The sequence below is a fragment of the Halodurantibacterium daqingense genome, assembly GCF_042666235.1.
Taxonomy (GTDB): Bacteria; Pseudomonadota; Alphaproteobacteria; order Rhodobacterales; family Rhodobacteraceae; genus Halodurantibacterium; species Halodurantibacterium daqingensis.
In genome coordinates, this window is record NZ_JBHTFQ010000001.1 from 261,571 (window position 1) to 286,174 (window position 24,604).

At 65.1% G+C, this 24,604-nt stretch carries 21 protein-coding genes, 1 tRNA gene and 1 riboswitch; of the genes, 15 read left to right on the forward strand and 7 right to left on the reverse strand.

Going from position 1 to position 24,604, the window contains the following annotated elements; all coding sequences use genetic code 11:
- Positions 1 to 85 precede the first annotated feature (85 nt).
- Complete coding sequence (locus tag ACFQXB_RS01265; RefSeq protein ID WP_377397904.1) at positions 86 to 547, forward strand: Lrp/AsnC family transcriptional regulator; 462 nt, start codon at positions 86 to 88, stop codon at positions 545 to 547.
- Positions 548 to 589: 42 nt separating this feature from the next.
- Positions 590 to 673, forward strand: a tRNA-Leu gene (locus tag ACFQXB_RS01270).
- A gap of 201 nt (positions 674 to 874) precedes the next feature.
- On the opposite strand, the gene metG is transcribed toward ACFQXB_RS01270, so the two are convergent.
- A complete protein-coding gene (gene metG, locus ACFQXB_RS01275; protein WP_377397907.1) occupies positions 875 to 2,593 on the reverse strand; it encodes a methionine--tRNA ligase in 1,719 nt (572 codons plus the stop codon).
- Between the two features lie 125 nt (positions 2,594 to 2,718).
- Here metG and ACFQXB_RS01280 point away from each other — a divergent pair, with 125 nt between their 5' ends.
- From ACFQXB_RS01280 to ACFQXB_RS01335, 12 genes are all read left to right on the forward strand, one after another.
- Positions 2,719 to 3,564 (forward strand): class I SAM-dependent methyltransferase, encoded by an 846-nt coding sequence (locus ACFQXB_RS01280; RefSeq protein ID WP_377397910.1) that lies wholly within the window; start codon positions 2,719 to 2,721, stop codon positions 3,562 to 3,564.
- A gap of 346 nt (positions 3,565 to 3,910) precedes the next feature.
- Positions 3,911 to 5,518: a glucan biosynthesis protein gene (locus ACFQXB_RS01285; RefSeq protein ID WP_377397913.1), complete on the forward strand. Its 1,608-nt coding sequence runs from the start codon at positions 3,911 to 3,913 to the stop codon at positions 5,516 to 5,518.
- On the forward strand, positions 5,515 to 5,694 hold the full coding sequence (locus ACFQXB_RS01290) for a hypothetical protein (RefSeq protein ID WP_377397916.1): 180 nt from the start codon (positions 5,515 to 5,517) through the stop codon (positions 5,692 to 5,694). The genes ACFQXB_RS01285 and ACFQXB_RS01290 overlap by 4 nt, the downstream gene beginning before the upstream one ends.
- 5 nt (positions 5,695 to 5,699) lie before the next feature.
- The gene (gene mdoH / locus ACFQXB_RS01295; protein ID WP_377397919.1) at positions 5,700 to 7,499 is read left to right on the forward strand and encodes a glucans biosynthesis glucosyltransferase MdoH; all 1,800 of its coding nucleotides are present in this window, start codon (positions 5,700 to 5,702) and stop codon (positions 7,497 to 7,499) included.
- A complete protein-coding gene (locus tag ACFQXB_RS01300; RefSeq protein WP_377397922.1) occupies positions 7,492 to 8,658 on the forward strand; it encodes an OpgC family protein in 1,167 nt (388 codons plus the stop codon). Before mdoH ends, ACFQXB_RS01300 begins: the two co-directional genes overlap by 8 nt.
- 107 nt (positions 8,659 to 8,765) lie before the next feature.
- Complete coding sequence (locus tag ACFQXB_RS01305; protein ID WP_377397926.1) at positions 8,766 to 10,448, forward strand: NAD(P)H-dependent oxidoreductase subunit E; 1,683 nt, start codon at positions 8,766 to 8,768, stop codon at positions 10,446 to 10,448.
- A 1-nt stretch (position 10,449) separates the two neighbouring features.
- On the forward strand, positions 10,450 to 13,215 hold the full coding sequence (gene fdhF / locus ACFQXB_RS01310; RefSeq protein ID WP_377397929.1) for a formate dehydrogenase subunit alpha: 2,766 nt from the start codon (positions 10,450 to 10,452) through the stop codon (positions 13,213 to 13,215).
- Positions 13,216 to 13,270: 55 nt separating this feature from the next.
- Positions 13,271 to 13,561, forward strand: a complete 291-nt coding sequence (locus ACFQXB_RS01315) for a hypothetical protein (protein ID WP_377397931.1) — start codon at positions 13,271 to 13,273, stop codon at positions 13,559 to 13,561.
- A complete protein-coding gene (locus ACFQXB_RS01320) occupies positions 13,558 to 14,163 on the forward strand; it encodes a glutathione S-transferase (RefSeq protein ID WP_377397935.1) in 606 nt (201 codons plus the stop codon). Before ACFQXB_RS01315 ends, ACFQXB_RS01320 begins: the two co-directional genes overlap by 4 nt.
- Before the next feature lie 174 nt (positions 14,164 to 14,337).
- On the forward strand, positions 14,338 to 14,898 hold the full coding sequence (petA, locus tag ACFQXB_RS01325; protein WP_377399123.1) for a ubiquinol-cytochrome c reductase iron-sulfur subunit: 561 nt from the start codon (positions 14,338 to 14,340) through the stop codon (positions 14,896 to 14,898).
- Between the two features lie 11 nt (positions 14,899 to 14,909).
- Entirely contained in the window at positions 14,910 to 16,253 is a 1,344-nt protein-coding gene (petB, locus tag ACFQXB_RS01330; protein ID WP_377397938.1) for a cytochrome b, read from the forward strand.
- Positions 16,254 to 16,271: 18 nt separating this feature from the next.
- On the forward strand, positions 16,272 to 17,069 hold the full coding sequence (locus ACFQXB_RS01335; RefSeq protein WP_377397941.1) for a cytochrome c1: 798 nt from the start codon (positions 16,272 to 16,274) through the stop codon (positions 17,067 to 17,069).
- 45 nt (positions 17,070 to 17,114) lie between these two features.
- Here the strand turns inward: ACFQXB_RS01335 and ACFQXB_RS01340 are convergent, their stop codons facing one another.
- The 3 genes from ACFQXB_RS01340 to thiB are packed head-to-tail and all read right to left on the reverse strand — an operon-like array spanning position 17,115 to position 20,381.
- Entirely contained in the window at positions 17,115 to 17,810 is a 696-nt protein-coding gene (locus tag ACFQXB_RS01340; protein WP_377397944.1) for a thiamine ABC transporter ATP-binding protein, read from the reverse strand.
- Positions 17,797 to 19,425, reverse strand: coding sequence for a thiamine/thiamine pyrophosphate ABC transporter permease ThiP (locus ACFQXB_RS01345; protein WP_377397947.1), 1,629 nt, complete (start codon positions 19,423 to 19,425; stop codon positions 17,797 to 17,799). Before ACFQXB_RS01345 ends, ACFQXB_RS01340 begins: the two co-directional genes overlap by 14 nt.
- Entirely contained in the window at positions 19,401 to 20,381 is a 981-nt protein-coding gene (gene thiB, locus ACFQXB_RS01350) for a thiamine ABC transporter substrate binding subunit (protein ID WP_377397950.1), read from the reverse strand. Before thiB ends, ACFQXB_RS01345 begins: the two co-directional genes overlap by 25 nt.
- 29 nt (positions 20,382 to 20,410) lie before the next feature.
- A riboswitch (TPP riboswitch) is annotated at positions 20,411 to 20,510 on the reverse strand.
- 88 nt (positions 20,511 to 20,598) lie between these two features.
- Here thiB and aroC point away from each other — a divergent pair.
- Positions 20,599 to 21,702: a chorismate synthase gene (aroC, locus tag ACFQXB_RS01355; RefSeq protein WP_377397953.1), complete on the forward strand. Its 1,104-nt coding sequence runs from the start codon at positions 20,599 to 20,601 to the stop codon at positions 21,700 to 21,702.
- On the opposite strand, the gene ACFQXB_RS01360 is transcribed toward aroC, so the two are convergent.
- The 3 genes from ACFQXB_RS01360 to ACFQXB_RS01370 form a co-directional block, all read right to left on the reverse strand.
- Positions 21,703 to 22,572 (reverse strand): DMT family transporter, encoded by an 870-nt coding sequence (locus ACFQXB_RS01360; protein ID WP_377397956.1) that lies wholly within the window; start codon positions 22,570 to 22,572, stop codon positions 21,703 to 21,705.
- A gap of 82 nt (positions 22,573 to 22,654) precedes the next feature.
- A complete protein-coding gene (locus tag ACFQXB_RS01365; protein ID WP_377397959.1) occupies positions 22,655 to 22,942 on the reverse strand; it encodes an HU family DNA-binding protein in 288 nt (95 codons plus the stop codon).
- Positions 22,943 to 23,086: 144 nt separating this feature from the next.
- Positions 23,087 to 24,571 carry an AMP nucleosidase gene (locus ACFQXB_RS01370; RefSeq protein ID WP_377397962.1) on the reverse strand — a complete coding sequence of 495 codons (1,485 nt, stop codon included), beginning with the start codon at positions 24,569 to 24,571 and terminating at the stop codon, positions 23,087 to 23,089.
- Between the last annotated feature and the right edge of the window lie 33 nt (positions 24,572 to 24,604).

Genomic DNA, 24,604 nt, shown 5'->3' on the forward strand with positions numbered 1-24,604 from the left:
TCGGCTATAATATGAGAAATGCGCAGGCCGTTCTTCCCGTTCTGAGGGCAGCGACAGTCGAAAAGACCATAAAGAAGGTTCCGGAATGCCCAAAACACCCGCAGATCTGGACCGGACCGATCGCGCCATCCTTCGGGTGCTTTCCACCGAGGGTCGGATCAGCGCCACCGAACTTGCGCGGCGGATCAGCCTGTCGAAATCCCCGACCCAGGCGCGGCTCAAGCGGCTTGAGGACGAGGGCGTGATCCTGGGGTATCGCGCCCTTCTGGACCCGATCCGCCTGGATCAGGCGCATGTGGCCTTTGTCGAGGTTCGGCTTTCAGATACCCGCGAAGGCGCGCTGCAGGCCTTCAACCGCGCTGTCCTCGGCATCCCCGAGATCGAACAATGCCACATGATCGCCGGCGGCTTCGACTATCTTCTCAAGGTGCGTACCGGGGACATCAGCGACTATCGCCGCGTCATGGCCGAACGGATATCGACCCTGCCGCATGTCGCCTCGACCTCGACCTATGTGGCGATGGAGGCGGTGAAAGAGGTGTTCTGACGCCTTTACCTTGCACAGAACTTGGCTATGGTCGCCGCGCTTGCCCGCGTGGTGGAATGGTAGACACAGGGGACTTAAACTCCCCAGGCGCATGCCGTGCCGGTTCGAGTCCGGCCGCGGGCACCAGATGAAGAAGCGGTGCTGCCTGATTCTCTGGTGGCGGCGCGATGGGCTCAGGTCCTTGTCGTGCCGCAAGGCCGAGACGCCGCCGCCGCCGGACAGGCCGCAGCATCATCCACATGGGTGATGCTGCCTGGCCTCTATAGTTGCCCAACGGACCCGACCCTGCGCCTCCGCAACGCCATTCGGCGTCGGACGGCAGGAATGTCAGCTGCGGATACCGGAAAAACGTTGCTGCCAGTCGGCGCGTTCCTCGTCGGTGATCTTGCGGAACAGGACCTCGGGGACGCTGAAGGCGTGGCCGGCGGCCAGGGTCTGCAATGCTTCGGAAACATCCTCGGGCCACGCCCAGTCGTTGCTGCCCATGGCCTGCATCATCGTTGTCGCAGCGTCGGGGATGAAGGGCGCCGAGATCACGGCATAGACCCGGATCAGATTGAGCGCGAGCCGCACCTGCGCCGCGGCGCGCAGCGGATCTTCCTTGACCACCGACCAGGGCGCGGCGGCCTGCAGGTATTCGTTGCCCGCGACCCAGATCGCGCGCAGCTCTCCGGCGGCCTTGCGCACCTCCATCGCCTCCATATGCGCCTCGTAGGCGCGCAGGCGGGTGCTCAGTTCCTGGATCAGCGCCGCTTCCTGCGGGCCGAAGGTGCCACCCTCGGGCACGGCCTCGCCGAACTTGGCGCGGCAGAACTTGGTGACACGGCTGACAAGATTGCCCAGAACATCGGCCAGATCCTTGTTGACCGAGGCCTGGAAGTTCTCCCACGTGAATTCGGAGTCGGAATTCTCGGGCGCATGGGACAGAAGCCACCAGCGCCAGTAATCCGCCGGCAGGATCGACAGTGCCTGATCCATGAAGACGCCGCGCCCCTGCGAGGTAGAGAACTGGCCGCCGTCATAATTCAGGTAGTTGAAGGACTTGATGTAATCCACCAGCTTCCACGGCTCGCCCGACCCCATGATCGTGGCGGGGAAAGACAAGGTGTGGAACGGCACGTTGTCCTTGCCCATGAACTGGACATAGCGGACATCCTCGGCGCCTTCGTCCAGACGCCACCAGCGGCGCCATGCGCTGTCATCCAGACCTTGCGCATCAGCCCATTCGGCTGTGCCGGCGATATATTCGACCGGCGCGTCGAACCAGACGTAGAAGACCTTGCCCTCCATCCCCGGCCAGTCCTGATCGCCCTTCTTCACCGGAACGCCCCAGTGCAGATCGCGGGTGATGCCCCGGTCCTGCAGGCCATCGCCGTCATGCAGCCACTTCTTGGCGATCGAGGTGGTCAGGATCGGCCAGTCGGTCTTGCTGTCGATCCAGGCGTCGATCTGGTCCTTCAGCGCCGACTGGCGAAGGTAGAGATGCTTGGTTTCGCGCACCTCAAGGTCGGTCGAGCCCGAGATCGCGCTGCGCGGATTGATCAGGTCGGTGGGGTCAAGCTGCTTGGTGCAGTTCTCGCATTGATCCCCTCGGGCCTTGTCATAGCCGCAGTTCGGGCAGGTGCCCTCGATATAGCGGTCCGGCAGAAAGCGATTGTCTGCGCGGGAAAAAACCTGCTTTTCCGCCACTTCCGCGATATAGCCGTTTTCGGCGAGCTTGCCGGCGAAATGCTGGGTCAGCACATGGTTGCGCGCACTGGAGGAACGACCGAAGTGATCGAAGGACAGGCGGAACCCTTCCGCGATCGTCTTCTGAACCTCGTGCATTTCCGCGCAATACTCGGCCACGGGCTTGCCGGCCTTTGCGGCGGCCAGTTCCGCGGGGGTGCCATGTTCGTCGGTTGCACAGATGAACATGACCTCGTTGCCGCGGGCCCGGTTGTAGCGGGCATAAAGATCGGCTGGCAGCTGGCTTCCGACAAGGTTGCCAAGATGCTTGATGCCGTTGATGTATGGGATGGCAGAGGTGATAAGAATTCGTGCCATGCGCGTCCCCTGGCTGAGTTCTGGCCTCCTTTAGCGCAGCTTGAGGTCGAGGACCAGAGCGTCGCGGGCAGGCTGTTGCAACCGGGCGACGCATCTGAAGGGCTGACCGTCCGGAAAGGAGTTCCATGACCGAAGCTGATCCCGCCGCCACCCGCGCCTTTGGCGTTCAGGTCGATTTTGGCCGCACCGCCGACGACTATGGCCGCCACCGCGCGGGGTTTCCCGAAAGCTTCTTTGCAGCGTTATCGCGGCGCGGCTGGATCACGCCGGGGGGCACCGCCGTGGATCTTGGCACCGGCACGGGCACGGTGGCGCGCGGTCTTGCGAAGGCGGGGATGCAGGTGCTTGGCCTCGATCCCGCGGCGCCGCTTCTTGAAACCGCGCGTGCCCTGGACCGTGAGGCCGGGGTGCGGGTGACCTATCGGGAAGGGCGCGCCGAGGCGCCGGGCCTGGAACCCGCCTCTGTTGATCTCGTGACGGCGGGCCAGTGCTGGCACTGGTTTGACCGTCGCATCGCGGCGGCAGAGGCCGCCCGTGCCTTGCGACCCGGCGGGCGAATCGTGCTGGCTCACTTCGACTGGCTTCCCCTTGAAGGCAATGTGGTTCAGGCGACGGAACAGCTGATCCTGGCCTTCAACCCATCCTGGACCATGGCGGGCGGAAACGGCATCTATCCGCGGTGGCTGCGCGATCTTGCCGAGGCGGGCTTCGAGCAGATCGAGACCTTCAGTTTCGATTGCGCAGTTCCCTACAGCCACGAAGCCTGGCGGGGCCGCATCCGCGCCAGTGCCGGCGTGCAGGCCAGCCTCACGCCCGAGCGGGTGGCGGCGTTCGACGAGGCGCTGGCGCAGATGCTGCGGGACCGCTTCCCGCAGGATCGGATGCTGATCCCGCACCGGATCTGGGCCGTGTCGGCGCTGCGTCCACCCGGTGTCGATCGCAATGCAGAGCGTGCCGGGGGAACAGTCTGAGCCGGGCATGTGCCGGTGGCTGGCGGGCCGCCTGCATATGATCGGCGCCGGCTTGCTGCAGAAGTGGGTGCCCGCTGGCGATTCCCCGCCGAACAGTCACATAAGCGTCATCTATGGTCGCGGTGCCGCGGAGAACCCCTTGCAAAGCAGTCGTTTACTTGCCATTTCGGCCGGCGGATGCTGCGCCTGCAAAAACGCCGGGGCGCGATGTTCGGAGGATTCTTCGGCAACATGATGCTGCAGTTATCCCCCGGAGCGCGTTTTCCTGCTGCGGCGTGGATCCGAAGGGAACCTAATGCCCCTGGCCGCATTGAAACCAGGGCAATTCGGCGGATCGTGCAGGCTGATGACTTCCACACAAGAACTATCTCCCGGGATCACCCGTCGTTCCGTGCTTGCCGGACTGCCGGCGGCTGCGGTTTTGCTGGGATCGGTGGCCTGTCCTTCGCTGCTTTTCGCGCAGGACGCCGATGCCGGCGCGATGACGCAGGGGCAGCCGTTTTCTTTCGATCTTCTGACCGAGGCAATGCGGGACAAGGCGCGTCAGCCTCATCAGGTTGAAACGCTCGCGCCCAGCTTTCTGGATGGCCTTCAGTATGACGATTACCGGCTGATCCAGTTCCGCCGCGACCGGGCGCGCTGGTCCGAAGATGACCGTGGCCTGTTCCGCGTGCATGCCTTCCATCTGGGCTGGCTGTTCAACGAGCCGGTCCATGTGGCCGAAGTTGTGGATGGCCGCGCCTCTGAACTGGTCTTCTCGACCGACGACTTCGAGTATTTCAATGAACTGGCCGAACGTGTGCCCGAGCATACCGAGATGCCCGGGGTGGCGGGATTCCGGCTGAACTTCCCGCTCAACCGCTCGGACATTCTGGACGAGGTGGTCGCCTTCGTGGGCGCAAGCTATTTTCGCGCCCTGGGGCAGGGCAACAGCTATGGCATCTCGGCCCGCGGGCTTGCGATCAACACCGGCCTGCCCTCGGGCGAGGAATTCCCGCGGTTTTCGCATTTCTGGCTTGAGCGCCCGGCACCGGGCGCGCGCGAGATCGTGGTTCATGCCGCGCTGGAAAGCCCCAGCGTCACCGGGGCATACCGCTTTGTCATCACGCCGGGGGTCGAAACGGTGATGGAGGTAACGGCGCGGCTGTTCTTCCGGGCCGATGTCGAACAGCTGGGCATCGCGCCGCTGACCTCGATGTTCCTTTACGACGAAAAGAACCGGAGCGGCTTTGACGATTACCGCCCGCAGGTCCATGACAGCAACGGTCTGCACATCACCCGTGCCGACGGCGAAACCCTTTGGCGCCCGCTGAACAACCCGCCGCGGCTGGCAAGCTCCTATTTCACCGAAGCCAATCCGCAGAGTTTCGGCCTGCATCAGCGCGACCGGGATTTCGATCTCTATCAGGACAAGGGCGCCCGCTATGAGGCCCGCCCCTCGCTCAACGTGGAGCCGCTGGGGGATTGGGGGCTTGGGGCTGTCCGACTTGTCGAGATCCCCACCGATCTTGAGGTGAACGACAACATCGTCGCTTTCTGGGTGCCCGACACACCGGTGCGCGCCGGCGACGAACGCGAGTACCGCTATCGCCTTCGCTGGGGCAATATCGATCCCGACGAGAAGGCCGACCGCGCCTGGGTGCACGAAACCCGCGCGGGCGCGGCGGGCGCCGCCGGCGTGGCCGCCCCCGAGGATCAGCGCAAGTTCGTCATCGACTTCAAGGGCGGCATGCTGGGCCGACTGCCCGAGGACGCCAAGGTCGAACCCGCGATCTGGATCTCGCAGGGCGAGATCGTCTCGAAGACCCTCTACAAGCTGCCGCAGAACGACATGTGGCGGCTGGTGCTGGACGTGCAGGGGCCGCGCGGCAGCACGATCGAACTGGTAGCCCACATTGCCGGCTATGACCGCAAGCTGTCCGAGACCTGGCTTTATCAATGGATGCGACCATGACCCTTCAGACGCAGATCGACACATCTGCCGCGGAACATCATTCGTCTGCCGTGCATGACCTGCCGCAGGCGCCGCTTGTCATGCCGAAACAGGTGCTTGAGGCCCCCGTCGGGCCGCTTCAGCGCCTGATCCAGATGCTTGCCGCGCTGCGACCTGCCGCCCGCGCAGGCCACTGATCACGATGCGGCCCCGGGATGGCCTTTCCCTTCTTGCAGTGCGGCTGGCGGCGCTGCTGCCGACGCTGGGCCTGGGCATCGGTGCGGCGCTTCTTTTTCTGCAGTTCGGCGCCGCCGACGGGCTGGACCGGCTCGACATCCTTCGGGCGGGCTTGATCGGGATCAGTACATTGTGGCTGGCCTGGGGTGCGATGCAGGGCCTTCTGGGCCTGCTGGCGGTCCATCTGGAGGGCCTGCCGCCGGTCGGGTCCGATGCGCCAATCCGGGGGCGGACGGCGATCCTCGTGCCGGTTTGCAATGAGGATCCCGCCGAGACCCTGTCGCGCGTTGCCGCGATCGACCTGTCGCTGGATGCGCTGGGTCTGTCGCAGCAGTTCCACTTCGCGATCCTGTCCGACACCCGGAACGAGGAGGTCGCCCGGCAAGAGGAAATCTGGTTCGCGCGCCTGCTGGCGGAACGAGGCGGCGCGGGCCGGATGTTCTACCGGCGCCGGACGGTCAACACCGGCAAGAAGGCCGGGAACATCGAGGATTTCTTCCAGCGCTCGGGCGCAGCTTATGACTACGCGCTGATCCTTGATGCCGACAGCCTGATGGAGGGCGCGACCATCGCCGAAATGGTGCGCCGGATGGAGGCCGATCCCGAACTGGGCCTGCTGCAGACCCTGCCGAAGATCATCAAGGCCCGATCGCGGTTCGGCCGGGCGATGCAGTTCGCCGCGAGCTTCTATTCGCCGATCTTTGCGCGGGGACAGGGGCTGATGCAGGGGCGCTGCGGGCCGTTCTGGGGCCATAATGCTCTGGTGCGCGTCCGGGCCTTCGCCGAAAGCTGCGGCCTGCCGGTGCTCAGCGGCAATCCGCCCTTTGGCGGCCATGTCCTGAGTCATGATTACGTCGAGGCGGCGCTGCTGGCCCGGGCCGGGTGGCGTGTGCGCGTCGATCCCGATCTGGAGGGGTCGTTCGAGGAAGGGCCTGAGAACATCATCGACTATGCCAAGCGGGATCGGCGCTGGTGCCAGGGTAACCTTCAGCACTGCCGCATCATCGGGGCTCCGGGCTTGCGTGGCTGGAGCCGGTTCGTCTTCCTGCAGGGCATCCTTGCCTATATCGCGCCGCTGTTCTGGCTGATGTTCATGATGGCAAGCGTGGTGCAACCGCTGTTCCAGCACGCACCGAACTACTTCCCCGAGCCCTACCAGCTTTTCCCGGTCTTCCCGAGCAACGAAACCTCGAAGGCGATCGGACTGGCCATCGGTGTCCTCGGCCTGCTGATCCTGCCCAAGCTGGCGATCGCCGCCCATGCCGCCATGACAGGCCGCGCGCGCGCTTTCGGCGGACCAGGGCGCGTGTTCCTGACGACGCTGTGGGAGCTTGCGGCCTCGAGCGTCATGGCACCGATCATGCTGATGTTCCAGACGCGCTCGGTCCTGCAGGTGCTGATGGGGATCGATGGCGGCTGGCCGCCGAACCGGCGCGGCGACGGCACGCTTGGCTGGGGCGCGGCATGGACTGCAAGCCGCTGGATCGTGCTGTGCGGAGTGCTGGGGCTTTTCACCGCCTCGCGCCTGGCACCGGAACTTGTGCTGTGGCTGCTGCCGGTCTGCATTCCGATGATCCTTGCACCTGTGGTCATCACCCTGTCGTCCCGGCCCTGCGGCGCGTGGTCGGGAGATGCATTCATCGTGCCCAGTGAAACCGATCCGGATCGGGTGATCCTTTATCAGCGCCAGATCCTTGACCAGTGGACCAGCGCGCGGGACAGCCGCGGTGCCCCCGCGGCACTGGGCACCGCCAGCTATGCGTGACACAGTCAGCGCCGTTCCTGCGGAACTGACCGCGCCGCTTGCGCCCGAGCGTGATCTGCGTCTGGACGTGCTGCGGGGGCTTGCCCTTGTCACGATCTACATCAACCATGTTCCCGGCACGGTCTTCGAGCGGTTCACCAGTCGAAACTTCGGATTTTCCGATGCGGCCGAGGCATTCGTGGTGATGTCAGGGATTGCGGCGGGGCTGGCCTATTCCGCGCAGTTCCGGAAACCGGCACTCTGGCCGGCGGTCGCGCGGGTCTGGGGCCGGGCCTGGACGCTTTACCTTGTCCATGTGACGATCACCTTCATGGCCATCGCCATTGCTGCCGGGGCGGCGCAGTACTTCGGCCTTTACGGCATGATCCAGCGCAACAACCTGGCCCCCCTGTTCCGCAATCCGCTCGAGGTTCTGGTGGGTCTGCCGACGCTCGGCCATCAGATCGGCTATTTCAACATCCTGCCGCTTTACATCACGTTGTTGCTGGCGACGCCGCTGATCTTCCCGCTGGCGCTGCGTGCGCCGTGGCTGCTGATTGCGGGGTCGGTGTGTCTCTGGGCACTGGCAGGGCAGTTCCGGCTGAACCTGCCGGCATATCCCAATCCGGGTGGATGGTTCTTCAACCCGCTGTCCTGGCAGCTCATTTTCATCATTGGCCTTTGCACCGGGATCGCGATGCGGGATGGGCGTCGTCTCGTGCCGGTGCGGGCCGGGCTTGTCTGGGCCTGCGGGCTGTTTCTTCTGTTCGTCCTGGCCTGGATGAAGCTGCCGGCGGTGGGCAGCGGGGGGCGCGCGGTGCTGGGGCAGTTGCGGGACTGGGGGCTGCCCTTCTATTTGACAGGGTTCGACAAGACATTCGTTTCCCTGCCTCGCCTTCTTCATGTCCTTGCACTTTTCTACCTCCTGTCCGCCGTGCCCCTGGTCCGCAAGGTCTGCGCGAGCGGCGTGATGCAGCCATTGGCGCTGATGGGCCGGCATGCGCTTCCGGTCTTCGCGCTCGGCTCGGTCCTGTGCATCCTGATGCAGGCGTTCAAGCTGGGCTTGCCGCCGTCGATGGGCCTTGACGTCGCGGTCATCGCAGGGGGGCTTCTGGCCCAATGGGCGCTGGCCAGAACGCGCGACTGGTCCGCTGCGCATAGGCGCAGGCTCGCGCAATAGGCATAGGCTATCAACAGACGGAATTGCGCGCTTGATTTTCTATCAAGCCCTTCCCACGATGACCCTCTGCAGGCAGCCGCCGACAGGCGATGCAACAGGGGGTGAAGATGGCGCTGGACGACAAGGGTATCTGGAAATCGGGCAGGGGGCGCGGGCGTCATACGCCCAAGGGGCGCCAGCTTGACGATGCCGCCCTGGCGGAAGTGCAGGCCCTCCTGGGCGACCGGCCGCGGCGGCGCGACCTTCTGATCGAGTTCCTGCATCTGATCCAGGATGCGCGGGGTCATCTGCCTGCCGCCCACCTGCGCGCCCTGGCCGAAGAGCTGCGGATGTCGATGGCCGAGGTGTGGGAAGTGGCCACCTTCTATGCCCATTTCGACCCGGTCAAGGAAGGCGACACCCCGCCCCCCGACCTGACGATCCGGGTCTGCGACTCGCTTTCCTGCGAACTCGCCGGGTCCGAGGCTCTGCTGGCCGCGCTCGAGGCGGGGCATGATCCCGCCCGCGTCCGGGTGTTGCGTGCGCCCTGCATGGGCCGTTGCGACATGGCGCCGGTTGCCGAGGTCGGGCATAATCACATCACCCATGCAACGGCTGAAAAGATCGCTGCGGCGGTGGCCACGGGCGATACCCACGCCCATCTGCCACCCTACGAGGCGCTGCCCCACTACCGCCACGCCGGGGGCTATCAGGTTCTGGAACGGCTTCGCGCCGGCGGCAATCCCGAAGAGGTGCAGGAGACCTTGCTGCATTCCGGTCTGCGCGGCCTTGGCGGCGCCGGCTTTCCCTCGGGCCGCAAATGGTCCTTCGTCCGCGCGGCGCAGGGTCCGCGCTATCTTGCCGTGAACGGGGACGAGGGCGAGCCGGGCACCTTCAAGGACCGCTACTATCTGGAACGCACGCCGCATCTGTTCCTTGAGGGGATGCTGATCGCCGCATGGGCGGTCGAGGCGGATCGCTGCTATATCTACATGCGCGACGAATACCCCGCGATCCTTGAGATCCTGCGGCGGGAAATCGCGGCGCTGGAGGCGGCGCATCTGATCCGGCCGGGCTATGTCGAACTGCGGCGCGGCGCGGGCGCCTATATCTGCGGCGAAGAATCCGCGATGATCGAATCGATCGAGGGCAAGCGGGGCATCCCCCGCAACCGCCCGCCCTATGTGGCGCAGGTCGGGATATTCAACCAGCCGACGCTGGTCCACAACGTCGAAACACTGCACTGGGTCGCGCGCATCTGCCGCGAGGGGCCGGAGGTCCTGCGCGACGTGGAAAGGAACGGCCGCGTGGGCATGCGCAGTTATTCGGTGTCGGGGCGCGTGGCCAGGCCGGGTGTCTACCTGCTGCCGGCCGGGTCGACGATAACCGATGTGATCGAGGCTGCGGGCGGGATGGCGGAAGGCCATGTGTTCAAGGCGTACCAGCCGGGTGGCCCATCCTCGGGCCTCTTGCCGGCCAGCCTGAATGACGTGCCGCTGGATTTCGACACGCTTCAGGCGCATGGCACCTTCATCGGATCGGCCGCGGTGGTGGTCCTGTCGGATCAGGACAGCGCCCGCGATGCCGCGCTCAACATGCTGCGGTTCTTTGAATCTGAATCCTGTGGTCAATGCTCCCCCTGCCGGGTCGGCTGTGAAAAGGCGGTCAAGCTGATGCAGGCGCCCAAATGGGACCGGGCGCTGCTGGACGACCTGTGCACGGTGATGGCCGATGCCTCGATCTGCGGGCTGGGGCAGGCGGCCCCGAACCCGATCCGGCTGACCATGCAACACTTCCCCGATGAGGTCTGAGATGATCCGCTTTACGCTTGACGGGCGCGAGGTTCAGGCGCGCGAGGATGAAACCATCTGGGAGGTGGCAAAGCGCGAAGGCACGCTGATCCCCCACCTTTGCCACAAGGACGCGCCCGGCTATCGCAGCGACGGAAACTGCCGCGCCTGCATGGTGGAGATCGAGGGCGAGCGTGTGCTTGCCCCCAGCTGCATCCGCAAGCCGGCGGATGGCATGGTCGTCAACAGCCAGTCCACGCGGGCAGAAACCTCTCGGCGGCTGGTGATGGAACTGCTGCTGGCCGATCAGCCCGAACGGGAAATGGCGCATGACCGGTCCTCGCACCTGTGGGACATGGCCGATGCGCAGGGGGTTGTCACGTCCCGATTCCCGACGCTGGAGGTCGAACGGATCCCGTTGCTTGATGACAGCCATGTGGCGATGCGGGTGAACCTTGACGCCTGCATCCAGTGCAACCTCTGCGTCCGTGCCTGCCGCGAGGTGCAGGTGAACGACGTGATCGGCATGGGCGGGCGCGGGCATGACGCCTTTCCGGTGTTCGATTTCGACGATCCCATGGGCGACAGCACCTGCGTCGCCTGCGGTGAATGCGTGCAGGCCTGCCCGACGGGCGCGCTGATGCCCGCCATCCTTGATGCCGAGGAACGTGGCGACAGCCGCGACTTCGACCGCGAAGTGCAAAGCGTCTGCCCCTTCTGCGGCGTGGGGTGTCAGGTGAGCCTCAAGATCAAGGGTGATCGCGTCACCCACGTGGACGGCATCAACGGCCCCGCGAACGAAGGCCGCCTCTGCGTCAAGGGCCGCTTTGGCTTTGACTACATCCACCACCCGCACCGGCTGACCGTCCCGCTGATCCGGCGGTCCGATGCGCCACCCAAGGGGCTGGACGTCGATCCGGCCAACCCCTGGACCCACTTCCGCGAGGCGAACTGGCAAGAGGCGCTGGACCTGGCCGCGAATGGCCTTGCCCGGCTGGATGCAACCCATGGCGGCCAGTCAGTCGCGGGCTTTGGCAGCGCCAAATGTACGAACGAAGAGGCCTATCTGTTCCAGAAGCTGATCCGCCAGCGCTTCGGCCATAACAACGTCGACCACTGCACGCGGCTTTGCCATGCGTCCTCGGTCGCGGCGCTGATGGAAAACGTCGGTTCCGCCGCCGTGACAGCCACCTTCAACGAGATCGAGAACGCCGACGTCGCCATCGTCATCGGCGCGAATCCGGTCGAAAATCACCCGGTCGCCGCGACCTTCTTCAAGCAGTTCGCCAAGCGCGGCGGCAAGCTGATCGTGATGGACCCGCGCGGGCAGGCGTTGAAGCGGCACGCGACGCACATGCTCCAGTTTCGCCCCGGCGCGGACGTGGCGATGCTGAACGCGATCATGGCGACGATCGTCGAGGAAGGGCTCTACGACCAGCAATACATCGACGCCTGGACCGAGAACTGGGAGGCCGAGAAAGCGCATCTGGCGCAGTTCGCGCCGGAAAAGATGGCCGAGCATTGCGGCATCCCGGCTGAAACGCTCCGCCAGGTGGCGCGGGACTTTGCGACCGCGCGGGCCGGAATGATCTTCTGGGGGATGGGCGTTTCTCAGCACATCCATGGCACTGACAATTCCCGTTGCCTGATCAGCCTCGCGCTCATGTGCGGGCATGTGGGGCGGCCGGGGACGGGGCTGCATCCGCTGCGGGGGCAGAACAACGTGCAGGGCGCGTCCGACGCGGGCCTCATACCCATGTTCCTGCCGGATTATCAGACGGTGACGGATGACGCGGTGCGGGCCCGGTTCTCCGAAATCTGGGGCAGCGGCGACTTTTCGGCGCAAAGGGGCCTGACGGTCACGGAAATCCTTGATGCGGTGCATGAAGGCACGATCCGGGGCATGTATATCCTTGGCGAGAACCCGGCGATGTCCGACCCGGACGTGACGCATGCACGCGAGGCGCTGGCCAAGCTCGACCATCTTGTGGTGCAGGACATCTTCCTGACGGAAACCGCGAACTATGCGGATGTGATCCTGCCGGCGGCGGCGTTTTATGAAAAGGCCGGGACGGTGACCAACACCAACCGGCAGGTGCAGATCGCGCGGGCGGCGGTGCGGCCGCCGGGGCAGGCCCTTCCGGATTGGCAGATCACGGTGGAACTTGCGCGCCGGCTTGGCCTCGACTGGCAGTACACCGACCCGTCCGAGGTCTATACCGAGATGGCGCGGGGGATGCGCAGCCTCGACAACATCACCTGGGACCGGCTGGTGAATGACGGCGCGGTGACCTATCCCAGCCTCTCGCCCAGCGATCCGGGGCAGGCGATCGTCTTTGGCGATGGCTTCCCGAGGGCCGAGGGGCGCGCGCGCTTTACCCCCGCCGCCATCATTCCGCCGGATGAGGTGCCGGATAGCGAATTCCCGATGGTGATGACCACGGGGCGGCAGCTGGAACACTGGCACACCGGGTCGATGACCCGCCGGTCGCGGGTGCTCGACGCGGTGGAGCCCGAGGCGAACTGCTCCCTTCACCCCGCGACGCTGCGGCGTCTGGGGGTGGAAGCGGGCGGCATGGTGCGCCTGATCACCCGGCGGGGCGAGATCACGATCATGGCCCGGGCCGACCGCGCCGTGGCCGAGGATATGGTCTTTGTCCCCTTCGCCTATGTCGAAGCCGCGGCCAACGTGCTGACGAACCCGGCGCTCGACCCCTATGGCAAGATCCCCGAGTTCAAGTTCGCGGCGGTCCGCGTTGAACCGGCTGGGGTCATGGCCGCCGAGTGAGATCAGTGGACAGCACCGCGCCCGCGCCATAATCTGGCGCGGAAAGGGGAACGCCATGCCTTTGCCTGTCTTGCCTATTGCCGGGATCGCGCTGCGCTATGGCGCCGTCGTGCTTGCGGCCTATGCCGTGTCCCGCTCGGTGCGACCGGGACATCTGGATCAGCGCAACGAAGATGCGCTGGACCGCGTGGATGAGGGCGTCAGCCTGCATCAGGCCCCGCACGAGGATCAGATCAATCTTGCCGCGCGCTTTCGGCGGGTGGTTCGGCTCGGCACGTCGGGCCCCGGGCTGGAGATTGACGCCGCAGGTCTTGGCCGTATCCGCTTTCGGAAAGCGGCGCCATGATCCTCTACTTCTCGGACAATTCCCCCTATGCGCGCAAGGTGCTGGTCCTGGCCAAAGAGGCTGGGCTGGAGCAGGACATGACCCTGCAGCGGGCCAGTGGCAGCCCGCTGGATCCGGCCAACCTGCCACTGGCGGAAAACCCGCTTGGCAAGATCCCGACCCTGGTGCGCGATGATGGCCCTGCGCTTTACGACAGCCGGGTGATCTGCCGGTTTCTGGATGATCGGGCGGGAAGCGGGTTTTACCCGGCCGCACCGCGCCTTTGGGACAGCTTAACGATCGAGGCGACAGCCGATGGGATCATGGATGCGGCGTTGCTCATGGTTTACGAATCGCGCCTGCGCCCCGAGCCGCTTCGGATGCCCGACTGGGTCGAGGGGCAATGGCGCAAGATCGACAGGGCACTGGATACGCTCGAAGGTCGCTGGCTGAGTCATCTGGCAGGGCCGCTGGATATCGGGCAGATCGCGCTGGGCTGTGCCTTGGGCTATCTTGATCTGCGCCACGCGGACCGCGTCTGGCGCAGCGGGCGCGAAGGGCTTGCGGATTGGGCCGCTGGCTTTCTGGGCCGGCCTGCGATGCAGGCAACCCGTCCGCAATGATCCCGATGCCGGTTTCGCTGCGACAATCGGCTTGCCACACATGGGCAGGAAAGACGAAATGTCCACTGGACGGCTTAGCCGCCCAAGGCTAGAACCGGCGCGGGAAGGCGGCAGGCAACTGTGGCCTTATCATCGTATTGGCCGACGGATCAGGTCATGGAAGGGAGTATTCTCGTGTCCCACGCAGAAGATAACGCAGGCACTCGCAGGGATTTCCTGTATTACGCCACGGCAGGCGCGGCGGCCGTGACGGTTGGTGCCGCCGTCTGGCCGCTTGTCAATCAGATGAATCCGTCGGCGGACGTTCAGGCGCTGGCCTCGATCTTCGTCGATGTAAGCGACGTCGCCGTGGGAAGCCAGATCACCGTCAAGTGGCTCGGCAAGCCGGTTTTCATCCGCCGTCGGACCGAAGCCGAGATTGCCGATGCGCGCAGCGTGCCGCTGGGCGACCTGATGGATGGTGATGCGAGGAACTTCAACATCGGCGACGCCCCTGCCGATGACCGCAACCGGTCGCTTGATGAAGCCGGCGAATGGCTGGTGATGATGGGCGTCTGCACCCATCTTGGCTGCGTGCCGCTGGGCAATGCCGCGGGTGATTTCGGTGGCTGGTTCTGCCCCTGCCACGGGTCGCACTACGATACCTCGGGCCGTATCCGCCGCGGTCCCGCGCCCGAGAACCTGCATGTTCCCGTCGCGCAATTCGTCGACGATACCACCATCCAGCTGGGCTGAGGGAGAAACAGATGAGCGGGATTCCCCACGACCATTACGAGCCCAAGACGCGCGGCGAAAAGTGGCTCCACCGTCGCCTTCCGATCGTGGCGCTGCTTTACGACACGATCATGCTGCCCACCCCCAAGAACCTGAACTGGATGTGGATCTGGGGCATCGTGCTGATGTTCTGCCTCGCGCTGCAGATCGTGACCGGCATCGTGCTGGTGATGCATTACACGCCGCATGTCGATCTGGCCTTTGCCAGCGTCGAACACATCATGCGCAACGTCAACGGCGGGCACATGATCCGCTATCTGCACCAGAACGGCGCGATGCTGTTCTTCTTTGCCGTCTACATGCACATCTTCCGCGGCCTCTACTACGGGTCGTACAAGACCCCGCGCGAGGTGACCTGGATCATCGGCATGCTGATCTATCTGCTGATGATGGCAACGGCCTTCATGGGTTATGTATTGCCGTGGGGCCAGATGTCCTTCTGGGGCGCGACCGTGATCACCGGCCTGTTCGGCGCGATTCCGGGGATCGGTGAAAGCCTTCAGACCTGGCTTCTGGGCGGACCGGCGGTGGACAATGCCACGCTGAACCGCTTCTTCTCGCTGCATTATCTGCTGCCCTTCGTGATCGCCGCGCTTGTCATCGTGCACGTCTGGGCCTTCCACCACACCGGCAACAACAACCCGACCGGTGTCGAAGTGCGGCGCAGCTCGAAGGAAGAGGCCGAGAAGGATACCGTGCCGTTCTGGCCCTACTACATCCTCAAGGATTTCTTCGCGCTGGGCGTTATCCTGGTGGTTTTCTTCGTGATCGTCGGCTTCATGCCGAACTATCTTGGCCACCCCGACAACTATATCGAGGCGAACCCGCTGGTCACGCCGTCGCATATCGTGCCGGAATGGTACTTCCTGCCGTTCTACGCCATCCTGCGCGCCTTTACCGGCGACGTCTGGATCGTGCAGCTGACCCAGTTCATCACCTTCGGGCTCGTCGACGCCAAGTTCTTCGGTGTTCTGGCGATGTTCGGCGCGATTGCGGTGATGGCGCTGACGCCCTGGCTTGACACCTCGTCGGTACGGTCGGGCCGCTATCGCCCGATGTTCAAATGGTGGTTCTGGCTGCTGGTGGTCGATTTCGTGGTGCTGACCTGGGTCGGCGCGATGCCGGCCGAGGGGATCTATACCTGGATTTCGCTGATCGGCGCGACCTATTGGTTCGCCTACTTCCTTGTCATCCTGCCGCTGCTTGGTGTCATCGAGAAACCGCTGACCCCGCCCGCCACGATCGAGGAAGACTTCATCCTCGCGAACTCCAAGAAAAAGGGTGCCTCTGCCGCCCGGGCCACTCCGGCCGAGTGAAAGAAAGGACACGCTGAGATGATCCGCAAACTTGCACTCACCGCGCTGACCGCGCTGGCCCTCACGGCGGGCGGCGCCCAGGCTGCCGGTGAGGAAGGCCATGTCATCGACTTCGACTTCCCCTTCGAAGGCCCGTTCGGCACCTATGACCGGAACCAGTTGCAGCGCGGCCTGCAGATCTACACCGAGGTCTGTGCCGCCTGTCACGGGCTGAAACATGTGCCCTTCCGCACCTTGGGTGACGAAGGCGGGCCGGCGCTACCGGAAGATCAGGTGCGCGCCTATGCGGCCAACTTCGAGGTCTACGATTCGGAAATCGACGACTTCCGCCCTGCCGCCGCGACCGACCACTTCCCGGGATCGGGCCTGGAAACCGCACCGGACCTGAGCCTCATGGCCAAGTCGCGTGCCGGCTTCCACGGCCCCTACGGCCTGGGGATCAACCAGCTGTTCCGTGGCATCGGCGGGCCGGAATATATCGCCTCGCTGCTCTACGGCTATACCGGCGAAGAGAAGGAAGAGGCCGGCACGGTCTTCTATGAGAACACCGCCTTCCCCGGCGGCTGGATCGCCATGGCGCCGCCGATCTACGACGAGGCTGTCACCTTCGCCGACGGCAGCCCCAATGACGCGCGCGCCCTGTCCAAGGACGTGGCTGCATTTCTGATGTGGACGGCCGAACCCAAGATGATGGCGCGCAAGCAGGCCGGCTTTACCGCAGTGCTGTTCCTGACGGTGCTGACTGTTCTGCTCTATCTCACGAACAAGCGGCTCTGGATGCAGATCAAGCGGGAAACCAAGGCCGAGGCGAAGTGAGTCAACACTGAACCTCTGACGGGCGCGCCCTTCGGGGCGCGCTTTTCATTTTCCCAGGTAGCGGCGCAGCGCCGGCGGCGGATCGGCAAGAAGTACCGCGGTTGGCCCCGGGGGCAGGGCATGCCCCTCGTCCACCAGGATCGTCTCCGGGCAGAGCCGAAGCGCATCCTGCGGGTCATGGGTGACCATCAGCACCGTCAGCCCGCCGTCGCCGGCCAGATCCTCGACAAGTGTCAGCATCTCGGCCCTGAGCGCGGGGCCAAGCGCCGCAAAGGGTTCGTCCAGCAGCAGGATCGGACGCGCGCGCAGCAGCACGCGCGCAAGCGCGACCCGGCTTTGCTGGCCCCCAGACAGATCCGAAGGCTTGCGGGTTGCGAAGGCGGCCAGGCCCACCCTTTCCAGCACCTGCGCAACTTCTGCCCGCTGCCTGGGCGAAAGCCGCAGGTCGGGCCGCAGCCCAAGCCCCACATTCTGCGCCACGCTCAGATGGGGGAACAGGTTGTTGTCCTGAAAGATGATACTGAGCGGGCGTTGCCCCGGCGCCTGTCCGGCAAAGTCGATCCCGTGCCAGAGAATCCGACCGCGCACCGCTGGCACAAAACCCGCGATGGCGCCCAGAAGCGTGGATTTTCCGGCCCCCGACGGGCCGATCAGCGCCACGCGGCTGCCGGCTTTGACCGACAGATCGGCCGACAGGCTGAAGGTGCCGAGACGCAGGGAAAGGGCTTCAAGTTGCAGCATTGGCACGTCCGCTTCGGTCAAGGATCCAGAAAGCCGCAAGGCTCAACACCAGCAGAAGCAGGGCCGCCCCGGCCGCATCGGCCATGCGATAGGCCCCCATCAGGCGCTGCAACTGCATCGGCAGCGTCGCACTCCCCGTCTCTGCGAACAGGACGATGACTCCCAGATCGCCGATCGACAGGGCTGCTGCCAGCCCACCGGCAAAACCGAGCGGGCGGCGTATCCGCGGCAGAAGAACCAGCCGCAGTCGCGTGATCCCGGTCATGTCCAGACTGGTCGCCAGCCGCCCGAAATCGCGTTCAGCCTGCCGCAGGGCGGGAAGCAGCGCCCGAAGGGCGAAGGGCAGGGCCATTGCCGCATTCACCAGTGCCGTGACGGGCAAGGCAAGGCGCGACGGATCAACCAGCGGATAGGCGATCAGGAACAGCCCCGTTCCGATAACCAGCGGCGAAGCCGCAAGCGACAGCATGCCCGCGGTGTCAAGGAGCACCCCCGCCCCCCGCCGCACCTGCAGGATCGCCAGCGCAAGCACCAGCCCCATGGCAAGGCAAAGCGCCGTCGAGGCCAGTGCGACCAGCACGGAGCGCCCCGCAGCCCGCCACACGACCTCGGGCAGCGATAAGAGCTGTGGCAAACCCGCTGCGACCACCGTCCCCAGCGGCAGCATCAGGAACAGCATCGCAGCCGCAATGATCAGCGCATCCCACGGCCAGAGACGCCCCGCATCCCAGCGCTGCACTGTCCGGTCCAATCCACCGCCAATCGCGGCAGGCGTGGTGACCCATAGCGCCACAACGGCGGCTGCCGCGCAGATCAGGAACTGCAGTGCCGCAAGGCGCGCCGCGCGGCCCAGGTCAAAATCAAAGCGGAAGGCCTGATAGATCGCCAATTCGATCGTCGTGGCGCGCGGACCTCCGCCCAGCGTCAGCGCAACGGCAAAACTGGTCAGGCAGATGAGAAAGATCACCAGCAGGCAGCCCGGAAGCACCTCGCGCAGCATGGGCCATTCAAGACGCCGAAACAGATCGCCGGGGGCAAAGCCAAGCGAGGCGGCAAGGCGGAACCTCTCGGACGGGATCGCAAGCCAGCCCTGAAGAATCAGCCGGGTGGCCAGCGGCAGGTTGAAGAACACATGCGCCAGGACCACACCCTGAGGTCCATAGATCTGCACCGGCCCGAGGCCCAGCATCGCAAGCCAGCTGTTGACAAGACCGTTGCGCCCGAAGACCGCGAGAAGCCCGAGGACGGCAACCAGCGTCGGCAGCAGGAAGGGCGCGCCCAGCAGTGTGATGACCAACCCGCGCCCGAAGAACCGCCGCCGCGCCAGCGCCCGCGCAAGGGGAACGGCCAGCGCGACCGACAGCAGCGCCGAGACAAGCGCTTGTCCCAGCGTGAACCTGACCGCCGCCCAGTCCGAGGCTGCAAGCGCACCACCGCTGCCCGCCCGCAACGCCACCGCGACAACTGCCCCGAGCGTCAGCAGAACAAGGAAGGTCGCGACGCCCGCCCCCGGCCAGACTGCCCCCGCCAATCCAGCGCCAGCGATATCGCTGCCAGCCCAGCCTTTTGGAGCGCGGGCGCAGGAAGCCGCTAGCGGCTGAGTGCGTTCAGCCATTCGGACAGGGCCGGGCCGCGCAGGCTGGCCGCTTCCTCGGCGCTGAACAGCAGCGCGCGTTCGGGTTGTGGCAAGCTTCCAAAGCCGTCGGCCAGACCCGCAGCGGGGATGCGTGCCGGATACATCCAGTTGGTTTCGGGAATGATTGCCTGAAAACTGTCGGACACCACGAATTCGAGAAATTGCTCGGCAAGCTCGGGTTGTGGCGCGGCGGCAAGTCTGCCTGCCACCTCGACCTGCAGATAATGACCCTCGGAAAAGATCGCGGCAGTCTTGCTGTCATCCTTTTCGGCAATCAGATGATAGGCGGGCGAGGTGGTATAGGACAGCACCATGTCTGCCTCGCCGTTCAGGAACAGGCCATAGGCCTCGCTCCAGCCCGGGGTGACCGTCAGAACCCGGGGGGCAAGCCCTTCCCAGATTTCGGCGGCACGCTCGCCATAGGCTGCCTTGACCCACATCAGCAGCCCCAGTCCGGGGGTCGAGGAGCGCGGATCCTGGATCACGATCCGCAGGTCCGACGCCACGAGTTCCTCGAAACTCGCAGGGGGGCTGGCAAGATCCCGATCATGGACAAAGGCGAAATAGCCCCAGTCGAAAGGCACGAACAGCGGATCCTCCCAGGCGACCGGCAGATCATAGTCGGCGCTTACGGAATGGGGTGCGAAAAGGCCGGTCGCCTCGGCCGCGGCGGTCAGGTTGGTATCAAGGCCAAGCACCACGTCGGCCTGGCTTCGGGCACCTTCAAGCTGCAGCCGCGCGAGCAAGGCCGCGCCGTCCCCGACGCCGACAAGGTTCAGCGTGCAGCCGCAAGTTGCCTCGAACGCCGCCTTGACCTGCGGCCCCGGCCCCCAGTCGGACACGAAGCTGTCATAGGTGTAGACGGTCAGCACGGGCATCTGCGCCATCGCGGGGCTGGCCAGTGCCGCGGCCAGGGCGAATACCGGAATACGCATCACATCCTCCATCTGCGACGGGCGGGAGGACGAGCATGTGCCACCTTCCCTCCGCCGGTGTTAACCGGTTCAGGTTCAACGGGTTCGCAGCCTGCGTCTCAGCCCGAACGGGCACCCCGAGGTTGGCGCAGCCTAGCTGCAGGCGCGGCCCGGAACAAGCGGAAACGCTTGAGCGCCGCGTCCCGCACCGCTAAGGGAGGCGCAAAGGGAGGCGCCCATGTCGTTCAACACCTTCGGCCATCTGTTCCGTGTCACCACCTGGGGCGAAAGCCACGGCCCGGCACTGGGGGCCACGGTGGATGGATGCCCGCCGGGTGTCCCGCTGGATGCGGCACAGCTCCAGCACTGGCTTGATCTGCGCAAACCGGGCCAGAACAAATACACGACCCAGCGGCGCGAACCCGACGCGGTCGAGATCCTGTCCGGTGTATTCGACGGCCAGACCACCGGCACGCCGATCCAGCTGATGATCCGCAACACCGACCAGCGGTCGAAGGATTATGGCGAGATTGCCGAATCCTTCCGCCCTGGCCATGCCGATATCACCTACTGGCAGAAATACGGGATCCGTGACTATCGCGGCGGCGGGCGATCCAGTGCGCGCGAAACGGCCGCACGGGTGGCGGCCGGCGGGGTTGCGCGCGCAGCACTCGCGGTGCTGGCGCCGGCGGTGCGGATCACCGGCTACATGACGCAGATGGGCGCGCGCGGGATCGAACGCAGCCGCTTTGACTGGGACCAGATCCCGAAGAACCCGTTCTGGACGCCGGACGCGCGGGCGGCCGAGGATTGGGCGCAGTATCTGGATGAATTGCGCAGATCCGGCAACTCGGTCGGCGCGGTGATCGAGGTTGTGGCGCGCGGGGTGCCGCCGGGGCTGGGCGCGCCGGTCTATGGCAAGCTGGATACCGACCTTGCCGCGGCGATGATGTCGATCAACGCGGTGAAGGCCGTGGAGATCGGAGACGGCATGGCCGCCGCCACCCTGACCGGGACCGAAAATGCCGATGAGATCCGGATGGGCGCTGACGGACCGGAATACCTTTCGAACCACGCGGGCGGCATTCTGGGCGGGATTTCGACCGGGCAGGATGTTGTGGTGCGCTTCGCGGTCAAGCCGACCTCGTCGATCCTGACATCGCGGCGCACGGTGACGCGGTCGGGACAGGACACCGACCTGGTGACCAAGGGCCGCCACGACCCCTGCGTCGGCATCCGCGCCGTGCCGGTGGCCGAGGCGATGATGGCCTGCGTGATCCTTGACCACCTTCTGTTGCACCGTGGGCAGGTGGGCGAGGGGCCGCGTGGGCGGATCGGATGATCAGCCGGGCTTTTGCCGGGAAAGCTGCACGGCCAGAATACCCAGCATGATGATCACGACGCCCGCCACGTCCAGCACGCCCAGCTGTTCGCCAAGCAGGACCGCAGCGATGGCCACCCCGAGAAAGGGGTTCAGGAAGTGGAATGTCGCGGCGCGTACCGCGCCGATCCGGTTGACCAGAAGAAACCAGACCCAGGTTGCGGCAAGGCCCGGCACCAGCGTCGTATAAAGGAAGGCCAGCACCAGTCGCACGTTCCAGTTGATCTCGGGCGCCTCAAAGGCAAGCGCCGGCACCGCAAGGATGGCGGCCCCCACCAGCATCTGCAGCCCGACGATCATCAGAAGGTTCCCGCCCGCCGAGGCGCCGCGCACGGCCAAGGTGGCGAAAGTCAGGGCAAGCACGCCGATCCCGCACAGCACCACCCCCGTCAGGTCAACGCCCCCCGACAGCCGCGCACCCATGATCAGCATGACCCCTGCCACGCCCGCGGCAAGGCCCGCGATCGCCAGTGGCTGCGGCCTGTCGCGATAGACGAGCCAGCCGGCCAGTGCCACCAGAAGCGGCATGGTCGAGGCGATGATCGCGGCAAGAGACGCCTCGATCCGCTGCATCGCAATGAAGTTGAGCCCCAGATAAAGCGCGTTCTGGCACAATCCGAACAGGATGGTCGCCCGCCATTGCGCGCGGTTGAGCCGCCAGCTTTGCCCAAGTGCGGCGGCGATCGCGATACCAATCAGCCCCGAGGCAAGAAAACGCAGCGACAGCGCCATCAGCGGTGGCGCATCCTGCACGATCATGCGTGCCGAGGTGAAGGCCGATGACCACATGGCGGCAAAGGCCAGGCCCATCAGGATCGCGCGCAGGTCCATGACATCTCCGGTGCTCGGACGAAAAGGGCCGCCCGAAGGCGACCCCATGCTTCCGGCAGGCAGGGCTGATCCTGCGGGCCGATCAGTTGTTGACGCTGTCCTTGAGCGCCTTGGCGATCGTGACCTTGACGACCTTGTCGGCAGGCTTGGAAATCTGCTCGCCGGTTGCCGGGTTGCGCACCATGCGTTCGGGGCGGGCGCGGCAGGCGAACTTGCCCAGGCCCGGCAGCGTCACGGCGCCGCCTTCGGCCACTTCGCGGGTGATGAGCGTGGTCAGCGCATCAAGGGCCGAGCTTGCTGCCTTCTTGTCGGCGCCCATTTCCTCGGCCAGAGCGGCCACAAGCTGCGTCTTGGTCATCGGTTTCGACATTCTCGTCTCCTCGTCTCGGCCCCGGCTCACTCTGGGGCGTCTGTTATGGTTTCGCCGCGTTATATCGCGGCACATTCGCCTGCTACACAATCTTTTAGTGATCTGCGCAAGCAAATTTCACCGAATTTAGGCTGTTTCCCGCCATCAAAGAAAGGCGGTTTCTTCAAAGCTGCGCAGTTTGCGGCTGTGAATCCGCTCAAGCGGCATGTCGCGCAGCCGCTCCATCGCACGGATTCCGATCCGCAGATGCCGGGCCACCTGAGTCTTGTAGAAATCGGTGGCCATGCCCGGCAGCTTCAGCTCGCCATGCAGGGGCTTGTCCGAGACGCACAGCAGGGTGCCATAGGGCACGCGGAAGCGAAAGCCATTGGCGGCGATCGTGGCACTTTCCATGTCCAAGGCGATGGCCCGCGACTGCGACAGCCGCTGCACCGGGCCGGACTGGTCGCGCAGCTCCCAGTTGCGGTTGTCGATCGTGGCGACGGTGCCGGTGCGCATGATCCGCTTGAGGTCATAGCCGCCCAGCCCCGTCACCTCGGCAACGGCTTCCTGCAGCGCGATCTGGATCTCGGCCAGGGCCGGGATCGGCACCCAGACCGGAAGGTCGTCATCCAGCACGTGATCCTCGCGCAGATAGGCATGAGCCAGAACGAAATCCCCCAGAGACTGGCTGTTGCGCAGCCCCGCGCAGTGCCCGACCATCAGCCAGGCATGTGGACGCAGAACCGCGATATGGTCGGTCGCGGTCTTGGCGTTCGAGGGGCCGACGCCGATGTTGACCAGGGTGATGCCGGCACCATGCTCCCGCTTGAGGTGATAGCTGGGCATCTGCGGCAGTTTCATGAGCGTGGGCATCAGCCCGTCGGGATCGGTGATGACTGCATTCCCCGGGCCGACGAACTCGGTATAGCCGCTGTCGGGATCCGCCAGGGCCTGCCGGGCAAAGGCCTCGAATTCATCGACGTAGAACTGGTAGTTGGTGAACAGGACGTGGTTCTGGAAATGCTCGGCGCCGGTGGCGGTGTAGTGGCTGAGCCGGGCCAGTGAATAATCGACCCTCTGGGCCGTGAAGGGTGCCAGCGGAACCGAGCCATCGGCATTGAGTACCGAAAAGCCGTTGACGATATCATCATTCGTGGTTGCAAGATCCGGGACATCGAATACATCGCGCAAGGAAAAGTCCAGCACCCCTTCCTGTGGAACGTTGATGTCCGGGTTGCTGGCCACCGCAAAATGCACGGGAATCGGTGTTTCCGAAACGCCGATCTGCACCTCGACCCCGTGGTTGCGCATGATCAGGTCGATCTGCTGGCGCAGATAGTCACGAAACAGGTCAGGGCGGGTCACGGTGGTTGCATAGGTGCCGGGCCCCGGCACATGGCCAAAACTGAGCCGGCTGTCGGCCTTGGCAAAGCTGGTCGTGGTGATGCGGATCTCGGGATAGAAGGCGCGATACCGCGCCTCGGGGCGCCCGCCGGTCACGGTTTCGCTGAAATGCTGGACAAGAAAGGCGGTGGCGGTGGCGTAAAGCTCCTCGAGTTGCGCGACCGCGTCGGCCGCATCCGAATAGAGCTGTGCGGGCGGCCGGGGCGGCGTCAGGATCGGAAGTGTTGCGTCACTGCTGTTCATCTGCGGGGCCTTGGCCGGAAATCTTGCGTCATG